The organism is Streptomyces sp. NPDC059166 (assembly GCF_042755185.1).
GTDB lineage: Bacteria > Actinomycetota > Actinomycetes > Streptomycetales > Streptomycetaceae > Streptomyces.
The window spans coordinates 90,687-116,808 of sequence record NZ_JBHZCI010000002.1; the positions used below are offsets into that span (position 1 = coordinate 90,687).

The window sequence follows — 26,122 nt, forward strand, 5'->3', positions numbered from 1 at the left end:
TTCTATTGCGGATGCTGTTACCGGAACTCACAGGATGCGCCGTGCACAGCCTATTCGAGTCCCATTGACGCAGCCGGAAACACATTTCTAGGCTGCGCAAGGAATTTCGAATCCAACGGTTTTACTTCCTGGCCGAAAGAGCTGCTCATGAAGCAGAAGTACTCGACGGACATGAGCCCGGCGGAGCGTGCCGCGCTGTGGCGGCAGCGCCTCTTCGAGGCGGAGGCCGGCCTGACCCGGTACCTCACCGAGTCGCGCGGCGGACGTGACATCGACGACTGGATCACGGTGCGCGCGGAGATCTACGAAGGGCTGCCCGGGGTGTCCGGTGCCGCTCTCCCCGAGGCGTGGCAGCGGGTGTTCTTCCGCGCCCAGGCGCTGATGGAGCGCTTCCTCGTCTCCCGCTACGGCCACGGCGAACTCGCCGCCTGGGCACGGGCCGGCGCCGAGGTGCACCGCCACGTGGAGCCGGACCACGGGCGCGGCGCCCTGGACCCCGTGCTGAGGATCGCCCGCCAGGCCGAGCTGTACGGCTCGCGCTACGAGGTCACCGAGGACGGGCACGACAGGTCCTCCCTGACGATCACCCACTGTGCGATCTGGGACTACCGGGAGCGGGCCAGGGCCCGCGGGGTGGGCATCACCCTCGACTCCCCCTGCGAGTACTGCGTGCACGCCATGGGCGCCAACGTCGCCGCCAAGGGCTTCCGGCCCCGTCACGAACTGACCGAGGGACCCGAGGGACACGGCTGCCACTGGGAGGCGGAATGTGCGGCATAACCGGCTGGATCGACTTCGGCCACGACCTGCGGGCCGAGGAGGCCACCGTACGCGCGATGACCGACAGCCTGGTCCGGCGCGGCCCGGACGCGAGCGGGGTGTGGCTCGCCGAACACGCCGCGCTCGGCCATCGCAGGCTCGCGGTGATCGACGTCGCGGGCGGGACGCAGCCCATGGAGATCCGCGAGGGCGGGCGGCACGCCGTCGTCAGCTACAGCGGCGAGGTCTACAACTTCCCCGAGCTGCGCGCCGAACTCGTCTCCCTGGGACACGGGTTCCGTACCCGCTCGGACACCGAGGTGGTGCTCAGGGCTCATCTGGAGTGGGGCGAGGACGCTGTCACCAGGCTCAACGGGATGTTCGCCTACGCCGTGTGGGACATCGCAGGGCAGGAGCTGCTGCTGGTGCGCGACCGGCTGGGTGTGAAGCCGCTGTACTGGACGGTTCAGGGCGAGCGGCTGCTGTTCGGCTCCGAGCCCAAGGCCGTGCTCGCCAACCCGCGCTTCCGGGCCGAGACCGACGCGGAGGGGCTGGCCGAGCTGTTCGCTCTCCCGTCGGCCCCCACCCCGGGGCTGACCGTGTTCCGCGGGCTGCGGACCGTACGGCCGGGGCACACCGTGCGGTTCGGCCGGCACGGGGTGCGCGAACGGCGGTACTGGTCACTGGAGTCGCATCCGCATCACGGCTCCCTCGACACCACCGCCGGCCATGTGCGGGAGCTGCTGGCCGACATCGTGCGCCGCCAGCTGGTCAGCGACGTGCCGCTCGGACTGCTGCTGTCGGGCGGCCTGGACTCCAGCACGCTGACCGCGCTGGCGGCGACCGGTCCCGCGGACAAGGCCGCCACGTTCTCGGTGGACTTCCCGCCCGGCGAGCAGCCGGAGCGGCTCGGCGACTGGAACCGCGACGCGGACGCCCCGTACATCCGGGAGCTGGTGGACGGCCTGGGTACGGCGCACACGGCGGTCACCGTCCCCGGGGACGACCTGCTCACCCATCGCGGCATCGGCCTCGCGGCGCGGGACCGGCCCGGCTGGGGCGAGCCCGACACCTCCCTCCACCTGCTCTTCCAGGGCGTACGACGGCACGTCACCGTCGCCCTGTCCGGGGAGGTGGCCGACGAGGTCTTCGGCGGCTACCCCTACTTCCAGGACGACGGCCCGCTGGACACCTTCCCGTGGCTGCGCGGCAGGACGTCCCCGGCGAGCCTGCTCCGGCCGGAGGTCGCGGCGGCCGTACGCCCCGAGGAGTACGCGGCGCAGCGGCTGAGCGAGGCCCTCGCCGAGGTGCCGCACCTGGAGGGCGAGCCGGCGGAGGACCGGCGGGCCCGGCAGGTCTCGCACCTGGCGCTGACCCGCTGGCTGCCCGCGCTGCTGGACCGCAAGGACCGGATGAGCATGGCGGCGAGTCTGGAGGTGCGGGTGCCGTTCGCGGACCACCGGCTGGTCGAGTACCTGTGGAACGTGCCGTGGGCGCTGAAGACCGCGGGCGGCGAGCCCAAGGGGCTGCTGCGCCACGCGGTCCGCGACCTGCTGCCGCCGCGGGTGCTGCACCGGCCCAAGAGCGGGTACCCGGCGAGCTCGGCGCCCGCCTACGCGGCGGCGCTGCGGCGGCGGGCGGAGGAGCTCGTGCGGCAGGACAGACCGGTCTTCGACCTCGTGGACCGGGAGAAGGTCCGCCGGCACCTCGCCGAGGGGACCGTGCTGCCGGGGCCGCGCGCCGCCCCGCACCCGACCGGGGGCCTGGACCACCTGCTGGCACTGGACGACTGGCTCGACACCTACGGGGTGAGCGTCCGGTGACCGTGTCCACGCAGGAGTACCTGGCCGCCGCCCGGACGTTCCCGACCGGAGTGACGGTGGTGGCCACCCGATACCGCGGCGGATTCCACGCCAAGACCGTCTCCGCGTTCACCTCGCTGTCCCTGGATCCGCTGCTGGTCGGGGTGGCGATCGGCAGGCGCAGCCCGATGGTGTGGGCGACGCAGGCCTCCGGGGTGCTGTCGGTGAACGTGCTGCGGCACGACCAGCGGCGGGTCGCGGAATACTTCGCCGCGCCGTCGGACCGCCGTGACCTGCCTCCGCCCGTCGCCCTGTCCCGGGAGGACACGGGCGCACCCGTCCTCGGTGACTGCCTGAGCTGGCTCGACTGCCGGGTCGCCGGTGTCGTGCGGAGCGGCGACCACGCGCTGATCCTCGGCCGGGTCGTCGCCGTGCGCTCCGGCGAGGGCCGGCCCCTCGTGCACCAGGGCGGCGCCTACCACGCCCTCTCCCAGGAACAGGAGCTCCGCTCATGACGTCCTTGTCCCTCGCCTCGTCGGTCGCACCCCTCGGCGCGCTCGACGGCGACCGCTATCGCAAGAGCCTCGACGACGGGCGCAGCGTATGGCTCGACGGGGAGGAGATCGGCAACGTCGCCGAGCATCCGGCGTTCGCCGCGCCGGTGGCGGAGCTGTCCAGGCTGCTCGACCTCCAGCACGCGCCCGAGCACCGCGAGGTGCTGACGGTGCACCAGCCGGACACCGGGCTGCGGGTCGGCCGCGGCTACCACCCGCCGCGCACGGCCGGGGAGCTGCGGGCGGCCCGGGAGTCCGCCGAGGTGTGGCTGCGGGAGTCGCTCGGCCAGCACGGGCGTTCGCCCGCGTTCATGGCGTCGATCGCGGTCGGGCTCTTCGACTTCCGGCACCGGCTGGAGACCAACCGGCCGGGCTTCGGCGCCAACGCCGCCGCGTACCACCGGTACGCGGCCTCCCGCGACCTCCTCCTCACCCACGCCCTCGGCGACCCGCAGATCGACCGCTCGTCGAGCCCCGTCGACAACCCGGACCACGCCCTGCGGATCCTGCGCGAGGACGACGACGGCATCGTGGTGCGCGGGGCGAAGCAGCTCACCACGCTCGCGCCGTTCGCGCACGAGGTGCTGGTCTACCTGTCCGCCTCGTTCGCACAGCGTGGCGGCGAGGAGTTCGTGGTGTGGTTCGCGCTGCCGCTGAACGCCCCGGGACTGAGGATCCTGTGCCGGGAGCCGTTCGGCGGCGCCCCGTACGGCCATGCCCACCCGCTGGCGTCCCGGTTCGACGAGCAGGACGCGATGCTGTTCTTCGACGACGTGCGGGTCCCTTGGGACCGGGTCTTCCTGCTGCACGACGGGGCGCTCGCCCGCGAGGGCCTGACCCGCATCAACGCCTGGAGCCAGTACATCGGTCAGGTCCGCTACCGGGAGCGGCTGCGCGCCCTGCTCGCCGTCGGCACCCTGACGGCCGAGGCGATCGGCGTCGACGGGTTCCGCAACATCCAGGAGGACCTGGGCGAGCTCGCCGGATACGCGGAACTGCTGGACTACTTCCTGGCGGCCGGCGAGGCCACCGCCCGCACCACCGACGGCGGACTGTTCGCGCCGGGCCCGACACCGGCGGCCGCCGTGTGGGCGGCGCAGGTCGCCGGCCGGGCCGTCGAGATCGTCCGCGGCATCGGGCAGTCCGGGATCCTCATGCAGCCCACCGAGAAGGACCTGCGCTCGCCCGAGCTCCGCCCGCACCTGGAGCGATACATGCGCGGCAGGGGAATCGACGCCGACCGCAAGTCCCGGCTGTTCCGGCTGGCCTGGGAGCTGACCGCGGACAGCTTCGGGCAGCGCCAGGACCTCTACGAGTACGTCCACCGCGGTGACCTCGCCCGCAACCGCATCAACCTGCTGCGCCGCCACGACCAGTCGGAGGTCCGGGCCCGCATCACCGACCTGATATCCCAGCCACTCTGAACCGGAGGCACTTCGATGACCGAGGACATCCTCACCCGCGCCCGCACGCTCTCCGGATACGACGACGTCAGCGCGGTACGGCAGGCACAGGACCACGACTGGGTGCTGGACCAGGTACCGGGCGCCCCGTCCACGGTGGCCGACCTGGGCTGCGGCACGGGCGCCCTGCTCGACGCCGCCCTGGCACGCTGGCCCGGCATCGTCCGCACGGTCGGCGTCGACGGGAACGACGGCCGGGTACGGAGGGCGGGCGCACGGCTGGCGGGGCGCGCCGAGCTGCTCACCGCGGATCTGCTCGGACTCCCGCCGCTGGAGGACCGGTTCGACGCGGTCTTCATGACGTCGGTGCTGCACTGGCTGCACCCCGACGAGAACCGCGCCTTCGCCTGGATCTCCGCCCATCTGGCACCGGGCGGCACCTTCGTGCTGACGACCCATCACCCGGTGACCGACGCCGACGGGTACGGCGGCGAGGACGTCGTCGCACGCGAGGCACTCTCCGCCCTCGGGTACGGCGACAGCCTCGCCGGGGTCGTCCCGATGGGCGTCCGGGCCCGGCCCGCCCCGACGGTCCGGGCCCTGCTCGCCCGTCACTTCACCGTCACCGCGTCCGAGGAACGTCACGTCCCGGTGCGCGCCGAATCCGCCGCCCGGTACCGGGACTTCCACGCCTCGACCTTCGGCACCTACTTCAGCCGTCTCGTCCCCGACGGCCGTCAGGAGGACTTCTTCTCCGCCGTGGGCCGGGCCGCGGCACGCCGCACGGCCGCCCACGGCGAGGTCTACGGCATCACCGTGCGCGTCTGGCGTGCCACACCCCTGACCTGAGGTCCGGCCCGCTCTTCCCCGGCACAACCCGGATGACTCACCCCTGACCTGCCGTGCCGTGGCGTGCCGACCACCGCACCCCGCACACCCGGCTGACACACCCCTGACCTGCCGTCCCGGCCACCGCACCCCGCACAACCCCGGGGGACCAACCCCTGGCCTGACGCACCACCGACATCCCGCCACGCCCCGGGCCCGCCCCGGCGTGCCCCGAGAACGGAGACACCCCGTGCTGCCCACCCGCCGGTCCTTCCTGATGCTGTCCGCCGGCTCCCTGGCCGCCGCCGGACTGGCCGCCTGCTCCACGGCCCCCGGCGCCTCATCCGGCGCACCGCGCGACGGCGGCGAGCCCCGCGACGGCGGCACGCTCACCTTCTCCACCGACGTCGAGCCCGATGTCTACGACCCGCACGTCAGCCCGGCCGACATCGTGGGCGTCCTGCTGCGCAACGTCTTCGACTCGCTGGTGTCCCAGCGGCCCGACGGCACCTTCGAGCCCTGGCTGGCCAAGGAGTGGGAGGTGTCGAAGGACGGAAGGGCGTACACCTTCCGGCTGCGCGAGGACGTGACCTTCACCGACGGCACGCCCTTCGACGCCGAGGCCGTGAAGGCCAACTTCGAGCACGTGGTGGCCCCGGCGACGAAGTCGCAGTACGCGGCGACGCTCATCGGCCCCTACGACCGCACCGAGGTCACCGGCAGCCACAGCCTCACCGTGCACCTGAAGAAGCCGTACGCCTCCTTCCTGCACGCCCTGTCCACCACCTACCTCGGATTCCACTCCCCCAGGACGCTGAGCGAGCACCCCGGGGAGCTGGCCGCCGGCGGGCGCTTCAGCGTGGGCACGGGACCGTTCACCTTCACCTCCCGGGTCAAGGGCCAGAAGCTGGTGTTCACCCGGAACGCGGCGTACGGCTGGGCACCCGGATCCGCGAAGAACCAGGGTCCGGCCCATCTGGAGCAGTTGGTGGTGACCTTCCTGCCGGAGAACGCCACCCGGGTCGGCGCGGTCACCTCGGGCCGGACCGACGTCGCGGACTCCCTGCCCGCCAACCGGGTCGCCACGCTGAGGAAGCAGCAGGGGCTCGGTGTGCTGAGCCATGACTCGCCGGGCGCCGTCTACCAGTACTTCCTCAACACCGGACGGGCCCCACTCGACCAGCTCGACGCACGGCTCGCCGTCCGGGCGGCCGTGGACACCGAGGCGATCACCCGGGCGGTGTTCGCGGGGCAGTACCGCCGGGCCTGGGGGCCGCTGTCGCCGTCGACCCCCTCGTACGCGAAGTCCACCGAGGACAGCTGGGGCCACGACCCGGGCAAGGCGGCCGAACTGCTGGACGGGCTCGGCTGGAGCGACCGGGACTCCGACGGCTATCGCGTCAAGGCCGGCAAGCGGTTCTCGCTGAGACTGCTGTACGTCCCCGCGTACACCAAGCCCGAGCGGCGCACCTTCGACACCGCCGTGCAGGACGCGTTGAAGAAGGCCGGCATCGAGCTGAAGCTCGTACCGCTGGACGCGGGCAGCTACACCCCCGTCCGCAACCGCGGCGAGTACGACATCATCGCCTTCGCCTGGGGCGGCTCCGACCCCGATCTGCTGCGGACCCTCTTCCACTCGGGGAGTCAGCTGGCCGACGGCGGTGCCAACGGCTCGCGGCTGCGCGACACCACGGTCGACGGCTGGCTGGACGAGGCGGGCGCCGCCGCGGACCCGGCCAGGCGTGCGGAGCTCTACGGCAAGGTGCAGGAACGGATCGTCGAGCAGGCGTACACCGTCCCCGCCTTCGTCTCCACCCGGCAGCTCGGCGTACGCGCCAGGGCGCACGGCGTGACCTTCGACGCCTCGGCGTGGCCGCTGTTCCAGGGTGCCTGGGTGGACGCCTGATGCCGGGCACCCTCCGGCTGGTGCTCCGGAGGCTCGCGGCCGGCCTGCTGGTGCTGTGGGGAGCGGCGACCCTGGCCTTCGCCGCCCTGCACCTGGTGCCCGGGGACGTCGTCGACACCGTGCTCGGACCGGGCACGGCCGCCACCCCCGAGCTGCGCGAGCAGATCCGCCGGGACTACGGCCTGGACGACCCGCTGATCGTCCAGTACCTGGGCCAGCTGGGGCAGTTGGCCACCGGCGACCTGGGCCGCTCCTACCAGCTGGGGCTGCCGGTCGGCCGGGTCCTGGAAGGGCAGGTCGCGCCGACCGCGGAGCTCGCGCTCGCGGCGACGGTGCTCGCCCTGACCGTCGCGTTCGCGGCCGCCGTCCTCAGCGCCGGCCGCGGCCGGGGCGTGCGGTCCCTCGTCTCGGGCATCGAGCTGCTCGCGGTGTCCGTGCCGTCGTACTGGCTGGGCATCCTCGGCCTGACCTTCCTGTCCTACCGGTTCGGTCTGCTGCCCGCGGCGGGCGACGGCGGTGCGCTCGCCCTGCTGCTGCCCGCCCTGACCCTGGCCCTGCCCATCGGGGGCGTGCTCGCCCGGGTCGTGCGCCAGGAACTCGACGAGGCGTCCGCCCGGCCGTTCGCGCTGACCGTACGGGCCCGGGGCGCGGGTGAGCGCCGCCTGCTGCTCCGCCACACCCTCAGGCACGCGGCGCTGCCGGTGGCCACCCTGTCCGGCTGGATCGTCGGCAGCCTGCTCGGCGGGGCGGTGCTGACGGAGACCGTGTTCGCGCGGCCGGGCCTGGGGCGGGTGCTGGTGACCGCCGTGACGTCGAAGGACGTGCCGGTGGTGACGGCGCTGGTGCTGCTGTCGGCCGCGGCCTTCGTGGTGGTGAACCTGCTGGTGGACCTGGCGTATCTGATCATCGACCCGCGGCTGCGGGTGGAAGGAGCAGCGGTATGAGATCCGTCCGTGGAGGACCGGCCGAAGGAGGTGCCGAATGAGCGCGATCGCGCGGACCGCTCCGGTCGCCGCCGGGCTGGTACTGGCCGTCTGGGCGGTCGCGGCCGTGGCACCGGGTCTGCTCGTCTCCGCGGGCCCCGACGCCACGGACGTCGTGGCGGCGCTCCGGCCCCCCAGTGGGGCACACCCGTTCGGCACCGACGAACTCGGCCGGGACGTGCTGTCCCGGGTGGTGCACGGAGCGCGGCTCTCGCTCGCCATCGGGCTCGGGGCGACCGCCCTGGCGGTGGCCGTCGGGCTGCTGGTGGGGCTGCTCGCCGCAGCGGGCGGGAAGCGTTCCGACCAGGTGCTGATGCGCGCCCAGGACGTGCTGCTCGCGTTCCCCGAACTGCTCCTCGCACTGCTGGTGGTGACGGTCGTCGGCTCCGGTACGGCCAATGTGCTGGTGGCCATCGGGATCGCCGCCGTACCGACGTACGCCCGCCTGGTCCGCGGGCAGGCGCTCGCCGTGATGCGCTCGGGGTACGTGGAGGCGGCCACGGCCCTCGGGGTGCGGCCGCCGGCGGTCGTCGTACGGCATGTGCTGCCCAATGTCGCGGGCCCGCTGCTGGTGCTGGCCACGGTCGGCACGGGCACGGCGGTGATCTCCGGCTCGGCCCTCAGCTTCCTCGGGCTGGGGGCCGCGCCCCCGGCCTCGGAGTGGGGGGCGATGCTCGCCGACGGCCGGGAGTTCCTCGCGACGGCGTGGTGGACGGCGACCTTCCCCGGGCTGGCGATCATGTCGGTGGTGCTGTCGGTGACCGTCCTGGGACGTTCGCTGCCGGGCCGGGGGGAGCGGTCGTGAGCCTGCTGACGGTCGAAGGCCTGGACGTCCGCTTCGGCGCGGTGCACGCCGTGCGGGACGTGTCGTTCGCGGTGGAGCCCGGCGAATGCCTCGCCCTGGTCGGCGAGTCGGGGTCGGGCAAGTCCACCGCGGCCCGTGCCCTGCTGGGGCTCGCCGGACCCGGTTCCCGGGTCTCGGCGCGCACCCTGCGCATCGACGGACGGGACGCGGCCGGCTTCACACAGCGGGACTGGCGTACGGTGCGGGGCGGCACCGTCGGCCTCGTCTCGCAGGACGCCCTGGTCTCCCTGGACCCGCTGCGCCGGGTGGGCGCCGAGGTCGCCGAGTCGTTGCGGCTGCACCGGACCGTCGAGCCGGACCGGGTACGCCACCGGGTCGTCGAACTCCTGCGTGACGCGGGTGTCCCGGAGCCCGAGGCCCGAGCCGCCCAGTACCCGCACGAGTTGTCCGGTGGTCTGCGCCAACGCGCCCTGATCGCGTCGGCGTTGGCGGGACGGCCGCGACTGCTGATCGCCGACGAGCCCACGACCGCCCTGGACGTGACGGTCCAGGCCCAGATCCTGGAACTGCTGGGCAGGGCACGGGAGAAGGGAATGGGGCTGCTCCTCATCAGCCACGACCTCGGCGTGGTGTCCCGGGTCGCGGACCGGACCGCGGTGCTGCGCGAGGGGCGTGTGGTGGAGACCGGTACGACGACCGGCCTGCTGACCGCGCCCCGGCACCCCTTCACCCGTACCCTGCTGGCGGCGTCGGTGGTCCGCCCTCCCCGGCAGCCCGGCCCCGTGGGCGGGCGGCGCCTCGAATTGACGGCCGTCTCCAAGGGCTACGGCTCCCGCGTCGCCGCCCAGGAGGTCTCCTTCGCCCTCCACGCCGGGGAGACGGTGGGCCTGGTCGGCGAGTCCGGCTCAGGGAAGTCCACCGTCGCGCGGATCGCCATGGGCCTGCTGCCTCCCGACTCGGGCACGGTGACCCTGGGGGGCGGCCCCTGGTCGGCGCTCCCCGAACGCCGTCGCCGCCCGCTGCGCCACCGGGTCCAGCTCGTCCACCAGAACCCGTACGGGACCCTCGACCCGCGCTTCACCGTGGCCCGGGCGCTCGCCGAGGCGCTGCCCCGGCACCCCGACCGCCGGGACCGGGCGCGTGAACTGCTCGACCTGGTGGGCCTGGACGACGATCACCTGCCGCGCCGCCCGCACCAGCTGTCCGGCGGGCAGCGCCAGCGCGTCGCGATCGCCCGCGCCCTGGCCACCGGACCGGAGGTCCTGGTCTGCGACGAGCCGGTGTCCGCGCTGGACGCCTCCGTACAGGACCAGGTCCTCCGCCTCCTGGAGGACCTCAGGGAACGCCTGGGCCTCGCCCTCCTGTTCATCTCCCACGACCTGGGGGTGATCCGGCGGATCAGCGACCGGGTGCTGGTGATGAAGGACGCCCGGGTGGTGGAGGAGGGGACGGCCGCACAGGTGCTGTCCGACCCCCGGCACCCCTACACCAGGGCGTTGCTGACCGCCGTCCCGGATCTGCCCGGGGCGCAGGCGGCACAGGAGGTGGCGCCGTGACGGCGCCCGCCGGCGTACGGACGCCCGTCCCCCCCGTCCCCCGGCGCACGGGGGGACGGGGGACGGGCCGGCCCCTGCCCCGCGTACGGCCGGCGGTGGACCTGACCGGCGGCAGGACGCCTACGGGAGGACGACGTCCCGTCCGGGCCCGCCCTCGCTCACGTCCTTTCCGGGGCCACCGCCGACCAGGTCGTCGCCGCCCTCGCCGTGCAGGGTGTCGTCACCGGGGCCGCCGAGCAGGAGGTCGTCGCCGTCACCGCCCATGACGTGGTCGTCGCCCTGCCCGGCGTACACGAGGTCCGCACCGCCGTAGGCGTCGATCATGTCGTCGCCCCGGCCGCCCCACAGCCGCTGGTCGCCGTCGTCACCCATCAGGTGGTCCATGCCGTCACCGCCGTCCAGGACCACGCGCCCCATGACCATGTCGTCCCCGGCGTCGCCCCGCACGGTGTGCGCGGTGTGGGCGTGCAGGATGTCGTCACCGGGGCCGCCGCTGACGGTGGCCACCCCTGGATCGCTGGTGGCGATCTCGTCGTCGCCGTCGCCGAGGAGGACGTCGATCCTGTCCGGCGTGGAGCCGCCGGTGGGCAGTTCACAGACGACGTAGGTGTCGGACCCGGGTTCGAGGTACGCGCAGTGCTCCCCGGGTTCGAGCGGGACGGAGTCGCGGAAGCCTATCCGCCGTATCCCGTCGCCCTGGTCCATGGGCACCACGTGCAGGTCGTTCGCCTGCCCCGCCGCGGCCGTGAAGGTGATCGACCGCGTCGCCCAGTCGGCGGTGACGTGCGCCTTCGCCGCTGTCGCGGCGGGGGCGGCGGCGGCCGGGGTGACGGCGAGACCGGTGGCGAGGAGGGTCACGACGGCCGCGTGGGTGATGACTTCGTGTCGGTTCATGGGACCTCGTCTCGATGGGCGAATCGCCGGGGCGGCCGGGTCCGGCCCGGGGTGATCCGGTTCCGTGGGGGGGGGAACCGGCGGGAGCCACCGCCCGGCGTGCGCCGGACGGTGGCCGGGCTCGTACCGCGCCGTCAGCTCACGTCGACGTCCACGCAGGCGTAGAAGGCGTTGGCGGTGTCCGCGATGTTCCAGACGGCCAGGACCTTCTGCCTGCCGGTCAGGCTGCCGAAGTCCACCTGGTGGGTGACGGTCGCGCCGGGCCTGGCGCCGCCGTCGTCGAACTCCGCGATCTTCCGGCCGTTCGCGTAGTACTGCCAGGTGCTGGTGGAGTGCTGCGCGGTCAGCTTCCAGTTGAAGTCGGCCGTCCGGGCGACGGGGGTGACCTTCCACCCCTTGCTGTCGTCGTCGAGTTCGGCGAAGCCGGCGTTCCCTCCGCTGCAACTCGTCAGCCCCTTGGGGCCCTCGACGCTCTGCGGCTCGTACGTGATGGAACCGCACGCGACCTCGCCGGAGGCGCACTGTGCCTGACGGCTGGGAGGCGAGGAGATGTAGCCGTGCGCGCTCGCGCTCCCTGCGGGCAGGCACACGGCCAGCAGCGGGGCGATACCCGCGCCGATGGCTACGGCCAGCGTCTTCCTGCTCTTCATGACAACTCCTTCGTGGGGGTTCGCGCTTGCCGGCCACCAGGGACAGGCAGGCATGAGCATGTCAAGAAGCACTTCGCGTGGCGTCGTGGGGTTGCCACGGAAGGCCCCCGAAGCCTAACCCTCTTGGTCTAGACCAGGCCAGGGCCTGCACGAGATCGCCACACTCACACGTACCTCCGGGCGCCGACTGCCCCGGCGGAGCGCTCAGACACCCGCAGGCGAAAGGTGTCCGGCCGCCTTGCCCAGCGCAGCCGCGTGCAGCTCGAGGTCGGGTGCGGCGCCGCGGTCGGCGGGCATCGACGCCATCAGGGCGAGCCGGTCCCGCCAACTGCTGCCGGTCAGCGGCACGGCCACCGCGTTCAGCCCGGCCGCCGACTCACCGGCACTCCGGGCGTGACCGCGGCTTCGGACCCGTACCAGCTCGGCGAGCAGCTCGGTCCGGGTCCGCAGAGTGTGCTCGGTGACCCCCCGCAGCTCTTCCTGCGGGTAGAGGGCGCAGACCTGTTCGGTGGGCAGCTGGGCGAGCAGCACCTTGCCGGCCGCGGTGGAGTGCGCGGGATGGGCGCGCCCCACGTCCAGGGCCACCCGTACCGGGTGGGGTGACTCGCGGCCGTCCGTGACGATGACCCGGTCACCGATCAGCGCGGCGGTGCTCACGGTCTCCCCCGTGGCCTCGGCCGCCGCGGCGAGGACCGGCTGGAGCCGGGCAGCGGTGGCCGGGTCGTATCCGGCGGGCCTGCCCAGGGTGACCAGTTCGGGCCCTGCGCAGTAGCCGCGGCCCGACGTGTCGCGGGAGGCGAAACCGCGGGCCTCCAGGGTGCTGAGCACACGGTGCGCGGTGGACCGGGCCACGTCGAGTTCCCTGGCGGCGTCGGTGACCGACAGGGTGTCGTGGGTGAGGAAGAGGCGCATCAGGCGCAGTCCGGTGTCCAGCGACTCGATGACGTAGCTCCTGCCGACGCTCACGATGTCCTCCCTGTGGTCGAGGCTGGCGGCCCCGGCGGCACGAAGCGCCCGGTCCCTCACCCACCCCATGATCCCCGACCCGCGCGCGGCGGGCCCCACTCCGCAGACGGTGTGCGACAGCCGGGGCCGCTCCCCTCACGTCATCGTCCGCCGCGGTGGAGGAGTGGCCACCGCACCGGCCGGTGCGTGGTTCTGCCCTCGGCCAACGGGCGCCGTAAGCACGGCATTCCGGGGGAAGGGTCAGCCCTGTTCGTTCATCGACCCTGTGGGAGGTACCCGTGTATCCGGTGCTGAGCCGTGCGTGGCGTCGTTCGCCGTACCGGCCGGTGGTGAGCCACCCGCTGCTGCGGCGGGTCCTTCCAGGATTCGCGGTCTCCTCGCTCGGCGACGGGATGGCGGTGGTCGCGGTCAGCTGGCTTGCGATCGAACTGGCGCCGGCCTCGGAGCGGGGCATGTGGGTGGCGTCGGCAGCCGCGGCGTACACCCTGCCCGGCGCGATGGGCGCCCTGCTGCTCGGCCGGTTCCTCCGCCACCGCCCACCCGCTCGACTGGCGGGCTGGGACGCGGCGTTGCGGGCAGGCGCACTCGGCGCCATCCCGGTGTTCCACGCCTTCGAAGCCCTGGGCGTCCACGGCTATGTCGCCCTCCTCGCCCTCTCCTCCGTACTCCACTCCTGGGGCCAGGCCGGCGTCTACACCATGCTGGCCCGCGTCCTTCCCGAACACGACCACCTGGCGGGCAACGCCCTGCTCTCCGGGGTGGGTTCGACAGCCACCGTGGCCGGCCCGGCCCTGGCCGCCCCGGTCATCGCGTTCGGGGGCCCCGCGACGGTGCTCGCCGTGGACGCCCTGACCTTCCTCGCCCTTGCGCTGACCTACCTCGCCGCAGTCCCGCGGGAGAGTGTGCCGCAACCCGACGAGGTCCCCGCATCACGGTCGGCGGGCTTCGCCGTCGTGCGGCGCACCCCCGCGCCGGCCGGGCTGCTCGCCCTGAGCTTCGCGTTCTTCTTCCTCTTCGGCCCCGTCTACGTCGCCCTGCCCCTGCACGTGTCGGACGACCTGCACGCCCCCGCCGGGGTGCTGGCCGCGTTCTACACGGCCTTCGGCATCGGCGCCATGGCCGGATCGGTGCTCACCGGCTTCCTCGGCCGGCTGCGGCTGTGGCCCACCACGGTGGGGATCGTCGTCGCCTTCGGGACGCTCATGCTGCCGATGGGCCTCGGCGCGCCGACCGCCGTGTCGGTCGTCTGCTTCGGATGCGCCGGGATGCTCTGGCCGCCGTACGCCTCCCTGTCGACCACGCTGTTCCAGCGCTCCATCCCCGGCGCACTGCTGCCGCAGGCACTGGCGGCGAACTCCGCGGTTCGCGTGCTGTCGGTGCCCTTGGGCACGGCGCTCGGCGGGCCGCTGGTGGCCTCGCTGGGCTCGGTCGGGGTGCTACGGCTGTCGGGCACGGCCGTAGCGGTGCTCGGACTGGCCTCGGCCGCGGCCCTGACCATCCGGGCGGCCGGGGCCCGCCGATAGGAGTGCGCCGCGGCTCATCCTCCGCGGCCCGCTCGCCACAGCCACCTCCGCCACCGCGAGCTCACGGGCGTACGCATCGGCCGGGGTGGCAGGGGTGCGGGCCGCGCGAGTCCTGTCCCGACGAAGCTGCCACAGGACAACTCCGCACTCGTACAGCGGCGTTGACCATTCCACATGGTTGTTCCAGCCTGATGCGAACAATCTGGAAGGAGGACCGTCTTGTCCTCGAACACCACGCCCGTGCGGGGCGGAGCCCGCCTTCCGGCCTCACGTCTCGTCGCATTCGGCGCCCCGTTCGCTCTGGGGGCCGCCGTCTACGCGGTCGTCTTCGTGGTAAAGCAGCCGACGCTTCCGGATCCGGTCGGCATCCACTGGGACGCATCGGGTTCCGCCGACGGTGTCACCTCCTCTCCTCTGGGGCTGCTCGGTCTCGTCATGGGCGTATTCGCCTTCGAGTTCGCCGGGTTCGGTGCTTCGCTCTGGCAGGTGCGGACGACCCCGGGCAGCCGTCTCGCACTGTCGGTACTGGCCTGGGCCACTGCCGCGTTCACCTGCGCGTTCTGCACCATTGCGCTCCTGGCGAGTGCGGGAGCGGCAGAGTACACCGACGCCACGTTCCCCACCCTGTCCCACTGGCTGGCCACCGCGGGTGCGACCGCGGCAGGCGCGGCAGTGGGTTTCCTCCTGGCCCGCAGAGAACACTGAGTGAGGGAGCCCGGTGAAACACGAGCGCGCCCCGGAGCAGATCGTCCTGTCAGCGGGTGAGCGGGTGGCCAAGGACCTAAGCCTCACGTTCGCTGCACCTCCGTGCGGCGAACGCTGCACGCAAAAACGCCCCAGAAAACACGTCTCCCCAGGTCAGAACGATTCTGCCTGGGGACGCTCGGTGGGGCGGGTGGGACTCGAACCCATAGGCGTGACGCCTCTCACCTGCGACGATGCCGAAACAACAGACATAGCCACCCGTTTCCATCCCGCTGCATCCCCCTCGATCCGGCTGGAACGGGGGACCGTGCAGCGTTCGCTGCACCAGCTCTTCTTCACTTCAACGCGACCACAGCCCTCGGATGCGTAGGGCGGAGCCACATTCGAGGGAGCAACGAATCACCCCGGGCAGCAGCGAGTTTCGTGAGCTCCTTGACACCCTTACCAACCCAGGGCGCGGCTACGTTCCGTAGCGGACTGGCCGACGGCGAAAGTATTGGGTCGTGATGTCGCCAGGGGTGCAACGTTCGGAAGAATGCCGCGCAGGTGCGGATCAGCAGTGCGTCGCGGGCGATGTCCTCCCTGCATCGGCTCGCCGTCGGTGTGCTCCGCCTGGCAGGGCGGAACAACATCACCGAGGGCCTACGCCATCACGGACGGGATATGCCCCGGCCGCCGGCGCCCCTCGGACTCACATGACCATGCCCAGCCGATCGCGAGAGCGACGGAGCTGTGGGGCGTCGCGGTCAGGCGCCTTTGCGGACCGGGGAATACGCTTCTCGAAAGTTCGCCCGTGCCTGCCACAAGCACGGCGTCGTCCCATCCATGGGCGTGCTCACTGCTCGGCAAGTCGGTAGACGGCGCTGTCCGGGTCGATCTTCACGATGACGCCTGTTGCGGCAAGATCGCGGAGGGCATTGCGAGCTCGCTTCTCCTGCTGCCGCTGGTCGCCGTCGCCGTGACCGGCGTCGCGGAGCGCGGTCACGGCGCGCCGAGTGTCCCAGACGCCACCGTGGGCTCGGATGGGCTGCTCCAAGATCTGCGCGATGGTCATAGTCTTGGCCCTTACTGCTCGGCGCGGTGATACTTGCGCTTGTGATTGGCGATGCTCTCCGCCGTCCCTCGATAGCCGGGCGCGCTGGAGCACTCGCGGCACTCCTCCCAGACGCCGGCATCGACCGCAGCACGGCTGACGGAGTGGTGGGGGCCGTAGCCGTGGGTGTGGAGGAACTCGGGCACGGAAGAGCCGTACTTGATGGCGATGACGGCGGCTTCGGCGACCTTGTCGTGGCCAGGGGCGAAGAACTTACCGAGGCCGACTTCCTTCTCGCAGCCGCACCAGCACGTGCCGGTGGGAATGAGGCGGAGCTTCTTCTCTGTCATGGACCAAGCATGACCAACCCTTGCATTGATCACAAGGGTGCAACTCAAGTATTAATAGCAAGAGTTACTTGCATAAGGGACTCAACTGGCCACATCAAGAACGCCCTTGAACCATGAGCGCCGAACCTGGGCCCCCGCGAAGCCGGGGACGACCGCCAATCAAGGCTGGGCGCTACTTCTTGTACCTCAACTACGACCGCCGCCAGCAGCATGGAAGTGCCGAACTGTGTTCAGTCCATCGGTGCGATTTGGTGTCGTACCCATAGGACCGCCGCCGCTACCAGGGACATGACTCCCGCGAGTATCACCCAGCCCCACACGCGACCTGCGAGAACCTCGACCCCGGAGGCATTCGCCAGGATTTCAAAACACGATCCGGGCACGCGCATGTTGTACCCGTCATTGTGTGGATGTGTTGCGCAGTAGCCAGCCTCGTAGCCCACTGCCTTCAGTAGAATTCCCAAAAGGACCGCGCCCAGGCCACCTAGCCCAAGCCACTCGGGCGTAGGCATCACGCGCTCTGGCAGGACCCAGCTCCTCGCGGACGAGCTCCCGTCCTCCCAGCTGCCCCGTCTCTCCGTCTGCAACGGTGCCCGACGTAGTTGTTCCTCAGCCCGCACTACACGCTCTTTGGCTCTCTGTTGCTCCCGCTCGGTCTCGGTGCGCCAACACTGCATGGTGCCCGAGGGCAATACACGACGCACACTCGCCTGATCGTGCCCTACCTTCGAGGCATGAGCCCGTACCGCGGCGGCTGTCGTCAGCCCCTCGGCCTGTGCCACAGGCTGCCCGCATGCCTCACATGTCCACTCCACCTGTGCCGCCCCCTCGTCTGCGTCATAGCCATAGTGCCCATCCTCAGCACGGCGAGGTCGAGCTCGCGAACAGAGGGACTACATGAGTACGACGTCACCACCAAAGCCTGGGGGCGTGCGCCTGCTGAGGAGGCGTCTGCTGATGAGTACCGCTCCGAACCCTGCTTGGGGACCCCCCGAAGAAGAACATCCGCCGAGCACCGACGGCAGGAAGAAGCACCACCGGATCTTCCTCTGGGCCTTCCTGGCCGTACAGGCGCTCTTCCTGGTCTAGATCATTACCGGTGCCAACAGCAACGATCACGCTTCCTGCGAGGGAATGGTCGGCGACGCACTTACCACGTGTCAGAACGCAGGCGACGTCGGCACCGCGATCGGAGTAGGCCTCATCATCGCTCTCTGGGTAGCCGTGGACATCATTTTGGGCATCACCTACGGCGTCTACCGCCTTGCCCGCAGGCAGCGAGCGTGACGCGACTCACCGCCCGGGGGCAGCGGCAATTGTGTCGCTGAAGTCATTCGCCGGGCGAGGGTGGCTCGGGCATTTCCCAGATGCGGCTGAATACGTCGGCAACCTGGGGCCAGACCAGCTGACGAGCATCCTCGACCGAGTCGACCTCATTGGCCAAGGGCCCGAGGACAACGAACTCGTGGGGGATGATTCTGCCAGCCCTGTCCTTGCGTCCCAAGGGATCCGGGAAACGCAGCGCCCCCTTCTCGGCGACGCGACGCCAGACTTCCGGCTCGTCCCCGACACCCGAGAAGGCGTCGTCGTAGACCTGGAGTGGATCCCCGAATCCCCCGTCACGGAGAAACCGGAAACCCCAGGTCCGCCCACGCGTGGCCCAGATGAGGCTCACTTGACGCTCCTCAGAAACACCTGCTCCTCTTCTCCCCTGTCCAGGTCCATCCGGAAGCGGGTCAACGTGGCGGTGAGGTAGTTCTGTTTGGCCATCGCTTCGGAGTTGATGTTTTTGAGTTTATCCCCTGCCACCTTGGCCGCCTCGTTCAAGACTTCCTTCGAGAGCACGAGGCCAACGACGTTACGCAAAAGACCTACCGCACCCGGAAGCTTGACCTTGCTACCGACCAGCGCAGCGGCCAAAGCTCCCGCCCCGCCCAGCAGACTCTCCGCCACCTTCACAGGGACTTGTTTCAACTGGGCCCATCGGACGTGGCGCTCGAATGGAAGCATGGCGGCCAGCGGGAGGATCAACTCCAGGCCGACGCGCTTGGTCACCTCAATCTTTTCTGCACCGAACTTCGCTGACGAAAGCAGCACGAAGTCCTCACCCACGGACAACGCGTCGCTGGCCTCCACCAGCCCAGCGATCACCTCGCGCAATTCGACTATGTCATCGCCGGCCTTCTCCACAAGGAGATCCCTGAACTTGAACACGTCCAGGTTCGGCAGCAGATCGGACTTTGACAGTGCCATGATCCAGATACGCGGAAATTCGACGAGCGGCTTGCCGTCCTTCAGCAGATCACTCTTGATCGACAGCAGTCCGTTACGGAAATTGGTCAGCAGCGACTTCAGGTACCGCTCTTCCTGTCCGGCGTTGTCCAGCAACCGCTGACCGTCCACCAGCAGGAGGGCGACATCAGAGCCCAGCAAGGACATAAACGTGTCGACTCTGCGTTGGGCCTCTTCCGGCCCGCTCACGTCATCCTCGAACCACTCACCCGGGTAATCGTGCCAGACAAGGCGCAAGGCGTCGAAAGGCCTGGCCTTATTGGCCTTGGCGTCGGACCCGTCCTTCAGCCTGACCGAGAAAGAATAGGACGTGGCGGAGAAACGGTCGGCTGCGGGCAGCCGCGCCGACTCCCTCATGCCTAGGTAGTTTCGATGCAGCCGAGTGCCCTGTCCCATTTCGTCCGCCACGACATGGAACAGACTCTTCTGCAGGTACTGAGGCTCCTGCGTGGCTCCATAGAAGGAGGAGAGCATGACGGTCTTCCCGCTGCCGCTCTCGCCGAACACTGCAATGTGCTGCTCCAGCGCTGCTTTCTTTACTTGCATATGAGGAGCATACTGAGGTTCCCCTCGCAGCGTGAAGACCGTGCTGCAGGGGAATTCAGAGCGTGCGCGTGCCGCTGGCGGTTGCCAAAGCTCGCCAGCACCCCTGCCCACTCTCCCGAAGAAGAGCGTTGAGACGTGCCACTTGCTGCGGCATGAGATAGACCGTGTCGGGCTCGAGGCAGTAGTGGGCCTCGGACCGCACGAGGACTTCCGGCCAGCTCCAGATCTTGGTTGCGGTCCACCCCTGACCCACCTGGGCACGGGGAGCCGGGAAAGGTTCACCCTGGGTGCGCCTCTTCCTTGCTGCCCACAGGCGCACAGCTTCATGGCTCAGGCCGGCCCGCGCGGCGATGTCGGCAAGCGAGACGAACTGCTCGTCGACGCGCTCTACAGAGGCCTGCGGCAGCACGCGTCCGATGCGAGAAGAAGACCCGCAGCACTCCGGGCCCGTGGAACCCAGCGCACCCGCGGCGACACGCGCCGGCGCGCCTCGAACGACCCGAGGTCGTTACGGGCGACCTGCCGAGCAGGTCAACCACCGAACCTCACTGAAGAATCGAGGTTAGCTCCATGAGCATCACGCGCTGGCTATGCTGCGTCCGTCCCCTTCCTGGACCAACGAGGACGACATGCAGCAGTCCTGGAACAGCGACCGCCGCCGCACCGCAATTGGCCGCAACGCGCTCTCGGTACCCGCCCGCCAAGCTCTGGCCGATCGCCAACTCACCCCCGACCGCACTGTCCTCGACTACGGCTGCGGGCGCGGCGGAGACGTCAGGTCCTTGGAACGCCTCGACTGCCGCATCACCGGATGGGATCCGTACTACAGCCCGGAAGTCCCGCTCGTCCCATCCGACGTCGTACTGCTCACATACGTCCTCAACGTCATTGAGGACGCCGCCGAACGCCGCCAGACCCTGAAGCAAGCCTGGGAACTCGCCACTACGGTTCTAATCGTCTCAGCGCGCCTGACGTGGGAGAAGGCCAAGGTGCGAGGCCAGGAGTTCGGCGACGGCCTGCTCACCAGCCGGCAAACGTTCCAGCGCCTCTTTGGCTCCAGCGAACTCCGGAACTACATCGAGGAAGTCACTGGCACCCGTTGCGTCTCCGCCGCCCCGGGCATCGTCTATGCATTCAAGGACGATGCTGCACGCCTCGGATACCTCGCGCATCGCATCGTCCCTGATGCCGAGTGGCTGGCCTCCGAAGACACCACTTCGGCCATCGCCTCGCTAGCCGACTACGTCGAGCGCCGCGGTCGCCCACCGCGCGTCGAGGAAATGCCGCGCCCCATGGCCGAGCAGCTGTCTCGTCTCAAATCCGGCGAGCTCCGACGCCTCATCCGCGACTCCGTCGACGGCGACAAGGTCAAGGACGGCGGGAAACGCACCACGCTGAACACGCTCCTGTTCTTGGCCGTCGAGCTCTTCAGTGGCCGCGGCCCCTTCGGCAGCTTGCCCTTCAGCGTGCAGCTCGACGTTCGGTCGTTCTTCTCGTCGTACAAGGAGGCGTGCCAGCGCTCCGACCGCCTGCTCCTCAAGCTCCGGGACGACGCATATGTCCGCGGCGCGATGCACGCATCCGCCGTCGGCAAGCTCACCCCGACCTCTCTCTACGTGCATCATCGCGCAATCGATCAGATGCCGACCGTCCTCCGCCTGTACGAGCACTGTGCATCGATCGCCGCCGGACGCCCCCAGGAATGGACCATCGCCAAGCTGAAGCACCAGGGACGAGCAGTGAGCTGGCTCGATTACCCAGAGTTCGATGCCGACCCGCATCCGCGGATCTCGTCCTCGTACCTCGTAGACCTGAAATCCCTGGAGACCTCGCACATCTCCTATGCCAACTCCGCCAACCGCCCGCTGCTCCACCGCAAGCATGAGTTCCTGGCGCCAGACGACCCGGACGCCCCAAAATACGAGCGTCTGACGCAGGCAGAGCTGAGAGCCGGCCTGTACGAACACCCGCACCTCATCGGCACCGAGAATGGGTGGGAAGCCGAGCTGGTCCGCTGCGGACGTGACCTGCGCGGGCACCGTCTGGTGCGTCGCGCAAATGACTGATTTCCCGCCTCGTGTCCGGCACCCCTCAGGGAGCGTCGGGCTGCATCCGCACGACTGTCGCCGCGAACTCCTCCGGGTCAAAGTCCGCTACCTGGCTCGGGAACCAGGAGAACCGCAGCCCATTATTGGCTACCCCGTCCGGTAGCCCCATTGCGGTCAGGACATGGCTGGGTGTGTAGGAGGCGCTGGTGCACGCCGACCCAGTAGCGACCGCGACCTGATCCTTAACCCTGACGATCAGTGCTTCGGCGTTCAAGCCATCGAAAGTCACGTTCAGGATGTGCGGTACGGAGTGATCCGCGTCTCCGTTGATGTGGAAGCGCGTCTTACCGAGAGCAGCGAGCATGCGCTCCCGCATTGCGAGAGCCTCTCGCTCCCAGCGCGGCTGCCCCTCCTGGAAGACCTTGGCTGCCTCATAGAGCCCCATGATGAGCGGCACTGCTAGCGTCCCGGGCCGAAGTTTCCTCTCCTGCCCCCCGCCGAACATGATCGGCTCCAGCGGAGTCTTGTCCCATCCCCGGCGGCGGGTGACAAGCGCACCCACACCCTTCGGTGCCCCCACCTTGTGGCCGCTGATGCTGATCATGTCGATGGGTGCCTTGAGGTCCTCTGGAAGCTTCCCGTACCCCTGCGCGGCGTCAACATGGAAGTAGGTCGGCGTCCCCCGCAGCTCCTCAGCAAGCTCAGCGACGGGCTGGATCACGCCGGTCTCATTGTTCACGTGCATGAGGGAGACCAGGAGTGTGTCCGGGCGCAGCTTCTCGAGCACGGCCTCCGTGGCGATCCGCCCTGACAGCCCCGGCTCGAGGAAGTCCACCTCGAAGCCCTTGCTCTGCAGATGCACGAGGGGTTCGATGACCGCTTTGTGCTCGATGGCGGAGGTGATGATGTGCCGCCGTTGGTTCTTCTCCCCGTACGGCGCCATCCCGAGCAGGGCGATGTTGTTCGACTCAGTCGCTCCGCTCGTGAAGATGACCTCTTCCGTCTTAGCTCCGACCGTCCCCGCCAGGAAAGTCCGCGCTTCCTGCACCGCCTTCTTGGCGCGAGTCCCGTACTCGTGAGTACGACTGCCGGCGTTCCCGAAATCTTCCACATCGCAGCAGTGATCGTGACAGCTCTCGGCAGTTGTGCCGTATGGACAACAGGCCACACCCATCACCTAGGCCTCAATGCCAAGCGGGCCAGCTCGTTCTCGATCACTCCCCTGGTTCGGCAGGTAGGAGGGAGCCCAGCTCGGGGGACCCATAGGTCAGGAAGATGAGGTCGCTGTCGCCGCTGGTATCCCAGATGTCGCGGTCGAATGTCACAGGGACTGAGGCCGCGGACGGCTGACTCAAGTAGCAATCGACAGACGTCGGGCCGTCGGATCGTCCGGAGGACACACGGGCGTCGTCACGCGGAAGGACGAGGCTGTAGATACCAGGGCGTCCGCCATCTGGGGTCAGCCAGCGGCCTGACAGGGGGTTGTTCGTGAGCTTGGTGGCAAGGTCTGAAGGAGTGATGTCTCCAGTCAGGTCCGGCGGGGTCTTGATAGCGATGTCGCCGTCAGGGGTGCCGAGGTCGCCGGTGCTGACGGGCTGATTGTTGGCGTTGTCGATCTGGGTCCGGATGCCGGCGATCTCGCCGGCGACGACTTCGTCGCTGAGGTTCGCGGCAAGGACGAGGTCTTCGATGACCTTTTCGACGGTGCCGAGAACGGGGGCAGCGCCGCCGAGGATGTTGGTGAAGTCGTCGTAGTCCTCTTTGATGCCCCTGTAAACCTGCTCCTCAACGGTGTCTTCATAGAAATAGTTGCTGATCTGGAGGTGCTCGTAAGTGGCGCCGATGCGGTCGATACGGCCGATGCGCTGCTCGACACGCATCAAGTTCCAGGGCATGTCGTAGTTGATGAGGCAGCCCGACGTCTGCAGGTTGAGGCCCTCGCTCATCGAGTCGGTGCCGATCAGGATCTCGATATCGCCGTTGCGGAACCGGGTCTTGATCTCAGCCTTGCTGACCCGGTTCCACTCTCCTGCCACAGAGTCGTAGATCTCGCCGCCTCGGCCTGAGTAACAGCCGAGGCCGTAGTAGCCAGCGGTCAAGAGGCGCTCGCGAACGTAATCCATGGTGTCGGTGTACTGGGTGAAGACCACTGCGGAGTCGTATGTTTTGAACGACTTTGCCAGGTCCTCGACGAGCTTCTTGGCCTTGGTGTCCTCGCCGGTTATCTCGTCGAGGTCGTTGAGGAAGGAGCGGAGCTCACCGATCTCCTTCTTCAGGCGGTCCGCACGAACGTCGAAGGCCTCGGGGTCGAAGAGGGAGTTCTCCAGGTCGACGCCGTCGTCGTCAGTGAGGAGATCGGCGAGACTCTTGCCGTGCTCGAGTACGTCTAGGCGGCGTTGCAGTGACCGCTTGATCGCTTCGAAAGAGGAAGTCAGACGGCGACGGTAGACGGTCATGATGAAGCCAAGGGCCTTGGTGGCCTTGTCGGATTTGTAGGCGTTGTAGTGGCGACGGATGTATTCCTCGATGCGCTCATACAGCTTCCGCTCGTTCGGCGCCAGAGGGATGAACTCGTCGGTGACGTGCCGGTACGGGATGATGATCGAGGCCGGGATGATGCCGGCCTCCTGGTAGGCACGCATCGTCTTACGGGTGTTGCGGAAGACCCGGTCGCGCATCGGGGTATGGCGGCGAGCCCACTTGCTCATCCACTCGGAGGTGGCGTTAGGGAACTGCGCCCTGAGGTCCGGCGAGGGGGGATTACTGGCCATCTCGGTCACCGTCCACGCATCTGCCCATCCCAGTGCGTCGTCGACTCGCTGCTCCAGCTCAAAGTCGCGTTCGGCGATTGGGTCGGAGAAGTAGTCCTCCAGCATGTCGCAGATGAGTGTCCAACTGCGCCTCTCGGGTGGGTCGCCAAGGTGGGCGAAGTATCCCGTGAAGAAAGACGCCTGCTCACCCCACTTGCCCGGCAGCCGGAGGAGCTCGATTAGGTCCCAGGCCTCGTGAGGGTGCATCTGCATCGGGGTAGCCGAAGCGAGGTAGAGCGCACGCCAAAGCCCGCGCCTCTTCATCTCTTGGAGGAGCGTGAGCAGGGAGTTGGGAGTATCCGTCGCCTTGGAACCGCGGCGTCGAGCGTGGTGGGCTTCATCTACGAGGACGACATCCCACGCTCCGGCGTCAAGAATCTCGGTACGACGAGTGCGGCGGCGAGCGAGGTGAGAGGAGGCGAGCACGATCGGGAAGGCCGACCATGGATTCGCCTTCGAATCGTTCGCGATGGGCTGGTCGAACCGGTCGACGAAGCCACCTTTGTGGTAGCGGGGGACGTCGAGGTTCATCTTCTCGTGGAGCTCTTCCTGCCACTGTTTCATCACCGAGGCAGGCACCAGCAGCAGCGCCCTACGCGCCCGGCCGGAAGTGAACAGCTCGCGTAGCACCATGCCTGCCTCAACTGTCTTGCCGAGACCAACCTCGTCGGCGAAGAGGTAACCGCGCGGGTACGTCGACACCACCCGGTGAATGACCTCAGCCTGGTGCGGCAGCGGCTGAGCCCACGCGGTACCGATGCCGGTCCACGGGGATGCCTTCGGCACATCCCGGAGGGCGATCAGCTCCTCCCAGGCCGCCTGGATATCGAAGTCCATGTCGACAGGCGGTGTCTCGCGATCGGCCTCCCCAGACCTCGGCTGCGGCACGGATGTGTCGAAGGGGAACGGCGGGGCATCGGGGGCGTGCGCTATTAAGTGCTCGCGAACCGCGGTGGGCAGGTCGATGATCGCCCAACCCCGATCAGGATTGGCGCGCCAGTGCCGCTCGAAGGCTCGCTCCTTGGTCTCGCCGTAGTCCTCCCAGGACTCGGTACGCCAAGAGCGGTAGGCGTCGAAGGTCTCGTGGTTCTTTACCCATGCGGTCACCGAGGCGTTATTGGAGCCGCTGAATGCGACCTTGTGACCATAACGGTCTGTGAAGATCCCGTACTTGGTGTGGAAGTAGCGGCCAGACTCCTGGTGGGTGAGCAAGTGGCCCTGCTCGTCAACCGGGATGCCGACCCGGATGTGGAGCCGGTCGTTAGCGACCATCCAGGCGAGCACGCTGAGGTGCTCGCTTTGCACGATCTTCGTGCCCTCCAGACCAGGGTCAGCCAGTAGGCGGCCAGCGACTACATCATCGAGTGGAGCACCGGAGAGCACCGCATCGACGTCCTTCTTGCCAAGCTGGGCACCTGCGATGAGCCGCATCACCCCGCCACGGGCGATGAAGTAGGCCGTGCCCTGCGCGGCGAACTGCAACTCGGCACCTGACCAATACCCGACCGCGCGGTCGTAGGTGACAGCGCGGGAGAGCAGCGGCTCGTAGAACGTCTCGAATGGCGCGTCGTCGGGCGAGTACATCGCTTTCAGCGCCAAGCTGCGGAACGAGTCCTCGCCAGCTGCAGGGTTGTAGAGATCACCCTGCGCCAGTGCCGCCGGCTTGGCTGCAGCGCCAGGGAACGGGGCGTCGTTCCGCTGGGGCAACC

The 26,122-nt window shown here is 69.3% G+C and carries 23 protein-coding genes; 13 read left to right on the top strand and 10 right to left on the bottom strand.

Annotated features, from left to right (window positions below; translation table 11 throughout):
* Window positions 1-147 precede the first annotated feature (147 nt).
* The 9 genes from ACFXOA_RS01895 to ACFXOA_RS01935 all read left to right on the top strand — a co-directional run bounded on the left by ACFXOA_RS01895 (window position 148) and on the right by ACFXOA_RS01935 (window position 10,596).
* Window positions 148-780 carry a hypothetical protein gene (locus ACFXOA_RS01895; protein WP_385020981.1) on the top strand — a complete coding sequence of 211 codons (633 nt, stop codon included), beginning with the start codon at window positions 148-150 and terminating at the stop codon, window positions 778-780.
* Entirely contained in the window at window positions 768-2,582 is a 1,815-nt protein-coding gene (asnB, locus tag ACFXOA_RS01900; protein WP_385020984.1) for an asparagine synthase (glutamine-hydrolyzing), read from the top strand. Before ACFXOA_RS01895 ends, asnB begins: the two co-directional genes overlap by 13 nt.
* Window positions 2,579-3,076 (top strand): flavin reductase family protein, encoded by a 498-nt coding sequence (locus ACFXOA_RS01905; RefSeq protein ID WP_385020987.1) that lies wholly within the window; start codon window positions 2,579-2,581, stop codon window positions 3,074-3,076. Before asnB ends, ACFXOA_RS01905 begins: the two co-directional genes overlap by 4 nt.
* Window positions 3,073-4,539, top strand: a complete 1,467-nt coding sequence (locus ACFXOA_RS01910) for a 4-hydroxyphenylacetate 3-hydroxylase family protein (protein WP_385020990.1) — start codon at window positions 3,073-3,075, stop codon at window positions 4,537-4,539. Before ACFXOA_RS01905 ends, ACFXOA_RS01910 begins: the two co-directional genes overlap by 4 nt.
* A gap of 15 nt (window positions 4,540-4,554) precedes the next feature.
* Complete coding sequence (locus tag ACFXOA_RS01915) at window positions 4,555-5,367, top strand: class I SAM-dependent methyltransferase (RefSeq protein WP_385020993.1); 813 nt, start codon at window positions 4,555-4,557, stop codon at window positions 5,365-5,367.
* A gap of 229 nt (window positions 5,368-5,596) precedes the next feature.
* Entirely contained in the window at window positions 5,597-7,252 is a 1,656-nt protein-coding gene (locus ACFXOA_RS01920) for an ABC transporter substrate-binding protein (protein ID WP_385020996.1), read from the top strand.
* Window positions 7,252-8,196, top strand: coding sequence for an ABC transporter permease (locus tag ACFXOA_RS01925; protein ID WP_385020999.1), 945 nt, complete (start codon window positions 7,252-7,254; stop codon window positions 8,194-8,196). The genes ACFXOA_RS01920 and ACFXOA_RS01925 overlap by 1 nt, the downstream gene beginning before the upstream one ends.
* A gap of 37 nt (window positions 8,197-8,233) precedes the next feature.
* Complete coding sequence (locus ACFXOA_RS01930; RefSeq protein WP_385021002.1) at window positions 8,234-9,040, top strand: ABC transporter permease; 807 nt, start codon at window positions 8,234-8,236, stop codon at window positions 9,038-9,040.
* A complete protein-coding gene (locus tag ACFXOA_RS01935) occupies window positions 9,037-10,596 on the top strand; it encodes a dipeptide ABC transporter ATP-binding protein (protein WP_385021005.1) in 1,560 nt (519 codons plus the stop codon). The genes ACFXOA_RS01930 and ACFXOA_RS01935 overlap by 4 nt, the downstream gene beginning before the upstream one ends.
* 120 nt (window positions 10,597-10,716) lie before the next feature.
* On the opposite strand, the gene ACFXOA_RS01940 is transcribed toward ACFXOA_RS01935, so the two are convergent.
* From ACFXOA_RS01940 to ACFXOA_RS01950, 3 genes are all read right to left on the bottom strand, one after another.
* The gene (locus ACFXOA_RS01940) at window positions 10,717-11,490 is read right to left on the bottom strand and encodes a calcium-binding protein (protein WP_385021007.1); all 774 of its coding nucleotides are present in this window, start codon (window positions 11,488-11,490) and stop codon (window positions 10,717-10,719) included.
* A gap of 134 nt (window positions 11,491-11,624) precedes the next feature.
* Window positions 11,625-12,140: a lytic polysaccharide monooxygenase auxiliary activity family 9 protein gene (locus tag ACFXOA_RS01945; protein ID WP_385021010.1), complete on the bottom strand. Its 516-nt coding sequence runs from the start codon at window positions 12,138-12,140 to the stop codon at window positions 11,625-11,627.
* A gap of 204 nt (window positions 12,141-12,344) precedes the next feature.
* Complete coding sequence (locus tag ACFXOA_RS01950; protein WP_385021013.1) at window positions 12,345-13,106, bottom strand: IclR family transcriptional regulator; 762 nt, start codon at window positions 13,104-13,106, stop codon at window positions 12,345-12,347.
* Window positions 13,107-13,435: 329 nt separating this feature from the next.
* Here ACFXOA_RS01950 and ACFXOA_RS01955 point away from each other — a divergent pair, with 329 nt between their 5' ends.
* Together ACFXOA_RS01955 and ACFXOA_RS01960 are read left to right on the top strand one after the other, a co-directional pair.
* A complete protein-coding gene (locus ACFXOA_RS01955; RefSeq protein ID WP_385021016.1) occupies window positions 13,436-14,629 on the top strand; it encodes an MFS transporter in 1,194 nt (397 codons plus the stop codon).
* A 219-nt stretch (window positions 14,630-14,848) separates the two neighbouring features.
* Window positions 14,849-15,334: a DUF1648 domain-containing protein gene (locus ACFXOA_RS01960; RefSeq protein WP_385021019.1), complete on the top strand. Its 486-nt coding sequence runs from the start codon at window positions 14,849-14,851 to the stop codon at window positions 15,332-15,334.
* Between the two features lie 835 nt (window positions 15,335-16,169).
* Here ACFXOA_RS01960 and ACFXOA_RS01965 read toward each other — a convergent pair.
* Window positions 16,170-16,388: a hypothetical protein gene (locus ACFXOA_RS01965; protein ID WP_385021022.1), complete on the bottom strand. Its 219-nt coding sequence runs from the start codon at window positions 16,386-16,388 to the stop codon at window positions 16,170-16,172.
* Between the two features lie 11 nt (window positions 16,389-16,399).
* On the bottom strand, window positions 16,400-16,717 hold the full coding sequence (locus ACFXOA_RS01970) for a hypothetical protein (RefSeq protein ID WP_352261052.1): 318 nt from the start codon (window positions 16,715-16,717) through the stop codon (window positions 16,400-16,402).
* Between the two features lie 957 nt (window positions 16,718-17,674).
* Between ACFXOA_RS01970 and ACFXOA_RS01975 the strand changes: the two genes are divergently transcribed.
* Window positions 17,675-17,806, top strand: a complete 132-nt coding sequence (locus ACFXOA_RS01975) for a hypothetical protein (RefSeq protein ID WP_385021025.1) — start codon at window positions 17,675-17,677, stop codon at window positions 17,804-17,806.
* A 241-nt stretch (window positions 17,807-18,047) separates the two neighbouring features.
* On the opposite strand, the gene ACFXOA_RS01980 is transcribed toward ACFXOA_RS01975, so the two are convergent.
* The 3 genes from ACFXOA_RS01980 to ACFXOA_RS01990 are packed head-to-tail and all read right to left on the bottom strand — an operon-like array spanning window position 18,048 to window position 19,964.
* Window positions 18,048-18,392, bottom strand: coding sequence for a hypothetical protein (locus ACFXOA_RS01980; RefSeq protein WP_382606014.1), 345 nt, complete (start codon window positions 18,390-18,392; stop codon window positions 18,048-18,050).
* Window positions 18,389-19,555: a hypothetical protein gene (locus ACFXOA_RS01985; RefSeq protein ID WP_385021028.1), complete on the bottom strand. Its 1,167-nt coding sequence runs from the start codon at window positions 19,553-19,555 to the stop codon at window positions 18,389-18,391. Before ACFXOA_RS01985 ends, ACFXOA_RS01980 begins: the two co-directional genes overlap by 4 nt.
* A 55-nt stretch (window positions 19,556-19,610) precedes the next feature.
* On the bottom strand, window positions 19,611-19,964 hold the full coding sequence (locus tag ACFXOA_RS01990) for a hypothetical protein (protein ID WP_385021031.1): 354 nt from the start codon (window positions 19,962-19,964) through the stop codon (window positions 19,611-19,613).
* Between the two features lie 220 nt (window positions 19,965-20,184).
* Between ACFXOA_RS01990 and ACFXOA_RS01995 the strand changes: the two genes are divergently transcribed.
* On the top strand, window positions 20,185-21,621 hold the full coding sequence (locus tag ACFXOA_RS01995) for a DNA phosphorothioation-associated putative methyltransferase (RefSeq protein WP_385021034.1): 1,437 nt from the start codon (window positions 20,185-20,187) through the stop codon (window positions 21,619-21,621).
* A gap of 25 nt (window positions 21,622-21,646) precedes the next feature.
* Here ACFXOA_RS01995 and dndA read toward each other — a convergent pair whose 3' ends face one another.
* Together dndA and ACFXOA_RS02005 are read right to left on the bottom strand one after the other, a co-directional pair.
* Complete coding sequence (gene dndA, locus ACFXOA_RS02000) at window positions 21,647-22,714, bottom strand: cysteine desulfurase DndA (protein ID WP_385021037.1); 1,068 nt, start codon at window positions 22,712-22,714, stop codon at window positions 21,647-21,649.
* Between the two features lie 103 nt (window positions 22,715-22,817).
* The gene (locus ACFXOA_RS02005; RefSeq protein WP_385021039.1) at window positions 22,818-26,120 is read right to left on the bottom strand and encodes a DEAD/DEAH box helicase; all 3,303 of its coding nucleotides are present in this window, start codon (window positions 26,118-26,120) and stop codon (window positions 22,818-22,820) included.
* Window positions 26,121-26,122: the final 2 nt, after the last annotated feature.

Excerpts from the sequence above, each read along its gene's own strand:
- ACFXOA_RS01925 (WP_385020999.1), top strand. The coding sequence starts at position 7,252 with ATGCCGGGCACCCTCCGGCTGGTGCTCCGGAGGCTCGCGGCCGGCCTG.
- ACFXOA_RS01985 (WP_385021028.1), bottom strand. The coding sequence starts at position 19,555 with ATGCAAGTAAAGAAAGCAGCGCTGGAGCAGCACATTGCAGTGTTCGGC.
- ACFXOA_RS01965 (WP_385021022.1), bottom strand. The coding sequence starts at position 16,388 with ATGACCATCGCGCAGATCTTGGAGCAGCCCATCCGAGCCCACGGTGGC.
- ACFXOA_RS01975 (WP_385021025.1), top strand. The coding sequence starts at position 17,675 with ATGAGTACCGCTCCGAACCCTGCTTGGGGACCCCCCGAAGAAGAACAT.
- ACFXOA_RS01995 (WP_385021034.1), top strand. The coding sequence starts at position 20,185 with ATGCAGCAGTCCTGGAACAGCGACCGCCGCCGCACCGCAATTGGCCGC.
- asnB (WP_385020984.1), top strand. The coding sequence starts at position 768 with ATGTGCGGCATAACCGGCTGGATCGACTTCGGCCACGACCTGCGGGCC.
- ACFXOA_RS01945 (WP_385021010.1), bottom strand. The coding sequence starts at position 12,140 with ATGAAGAGCAGGAAGACGCTGGCCGTAGCCATCGGCGCGGGTATCGCC.
- ACFXOA_RS01970 (WP_352261052.1), bottom strand. The coding sequence starts at position 16,717 with ATGACAGAGAAGAAGCTCCGCCTCATTCCCACCGGCACGTGCTGGTGC.
- ACFXOA_RS01895 (WP_385020981.1), top strand. The coding sequence starts at position 148 with ATGAAGCAGAAGTACTCGACGGACATGAGCCCGGCGGAGCGTGCCGCG.
- ACFXOA_RS01915 (WP_385020993.1), top strand. The coding sequence starts at position 4,555 with ATGACCGAGGACATCCTCACCCGCGCCCGCACGCTCTCCGGATACGAC.
- ACFXOA_RS01940 (WP_385021007.1), bottom strand. The coding sequence starts at position 11,490 with ATGAACCGACACGAAGTCATCACCCACGCGGCCGTCGTGACCCTCCTC.
- ACFXOA_RS01910 (WP_385020990.1), top strand. The coding sequence starts at position 3,073 with ATGACGTCCTTGTCCCTCGCCTCGTCGGTCGCACCCCTCGGCGCGCTC.
- ACFXOA_RS01930 (WP_385021002.1), top strand. The coding sequence starts at position 8,234 with ATGAGCGCGATCGCGCGGACCGCTCCGGTCGCCGCCGGGCTGGTACTG.